General features: G+C 43.0%; 1 protein-coding gene and 1 rRNA gene. Both read right to left on the minus strand.

The features are described from left to right. Positions 1 to 65: ribosomal RNA gene (locus BN3003_RS00020) — 16S ribosomal RNA — on the minus strand; the annotation flags it as partial. A 719-nt stretch (positions 66 to 784) separates the two neighbouring features. Next, positions 785 to 1,075: a hypothetical protein gene (locus BN3003_RS00025; RefSeq protein WP_058304705.1), complete on the minus strand. Its 291-nt coding sequence runs from the start codon at positions 1,073 to 1,075 to the stop codon at positions 785 to 787. Between the last annotated feature and the right edge of the window lie 464 nt (positions 1,076 to 1,539).

A 1,539-nucleotide genomic window follows, 5' to 3' on the forward strand; every position in this document is an offset into this window, starting at 1 on the left:
TCGACTTGCATGTGTAAAGCATGCCGCCAGCGTTCAATCTGAGCCAGGATCAAACTCTTATGTTTAATCTCTAAGCTAATATAACTTCTGGTCTGCTTCTCAAAAGAAAAGAACGAGAAATGATTAAAAATCATATCTTGTCTTTACTTCTTTAGCAGTGTGAGGCTTTTCGCACTCACACTTATCGGTAATCTGTTTTTAAAGAGCTGTGCTACGACACCTAACAAAGCAACCGAAGCGGTTGTTTCAGTTGCTGTGTCAGCAGCGAAGAAGCCAAATCTTACGCACATTCCCCACACCCGTCAACACCTAACAGCAAAAAGATTGCGAGTATTTGACAATGCACCTGATTTACAAAGGATTTTAAGGAGAAAGTGTTTTAGAAAGCGAATGCACAACACCAAAACATTCGCTGCAACACCAAAGAAATATCCAAAATATGAGGAAATATATTGGGGAAAGTGAAATTGAAACCCAAAACAAAGTAGATAAGTACAAAACTGATGCTTAATGCCACTTAATACCAGCAGTAATCTATCTTAATACCAGAAGCAACCCACTTGAGCTTGATACAAATGAGCACATAAGCGGCCTGTAAATCTCGAAGATTGATTTACAGGCCGCATCTCGATGTTTCATACATATATAGCACAGACAGAAATCACATTAAATATACCACCAATCTATAACTGTTCTGTGCACATGAATCAATACAAACAGCCTGTAAATGCTGTTACCACATTTACAGGCCGTTTTTTAAATCTATTAGATACTTTCATCTTGCTTACGCTGCTTGATACTGCATTTCCATCAACGCACCATTGCGGAACACCATCGGAATGCGCACATTGGTTTGGCAGACGTTGGCGATGGCTTGGGCGATGTTGGCGACTTGGCTTTTATTAAGCTGTTCCAAACATTGCAGCGTCAACACGCAATCTTGCTTGCCCATCGCCACTTTGACTTGCATGTGCTCGGCGCGCACCCAACGGTATAGGGTGAACATCGCCTCTTGTAAATGGGTGGTATGGCTTTTACCGCATTGGGATTGCTCCAAAATCAACTGAATTTCCATCGCTAGCGCCTCTCACTGTTACAGGGTTGCTGAATCAATGTAGCCAGCATAAACACCGCATGTGCGGCAGTTGCGAAAGCGGCGTGAAGACTGTGTGAAATGCGGCTAGAGATGTGTGGCAACCATACTGGAACAGATTTACAGGCCGCATCTCTGTGTCTGCGCGCTTTATTGGTAAGCCTGTGTCGATAGGCCTGATTGCTTATGGCAATGTGAATATGTATCTTGTGCTATCTCACTTGTCAGAACAAAGCCAACCTCGCTATGATGGTTTGTTTTCATTTTTAATTGAACAAACCCACCCTGATTTAGAGGTTTTGACATGAATGCTGCCGAACACATCAACCAATGGCTAGATGCCAACAATATTACTGAAATTGAATGTTTGGTGCCTGATATGAGCGGCACTGCCCGCGGTAAAATCATCCCACGCCACAAATACAATCCCGCCGAAGGCATACGCA

The sequence above is a fragment of the Vitreoscilla massiliensis genome (genome assembly GCF_001457815.1).
GTDB classification, from domain to species: Bacteria; Pseudomonadota; Gammaproteobacteria; order Burkholderiales; family Neisseriaceae; genus Vitreoscilla; species Vitreoscilla massiliensis.

What these genes read in the sequence shown, in the direction of transcription:
- BN3003_RS00025 (WP_058304705.1), bottom strand. Translation starts at nt 1,075, where the DNA reads ATGGAAATTCAGTTGATTTTGGAGCAATCCCAATGCGGTAAAAGCCAT.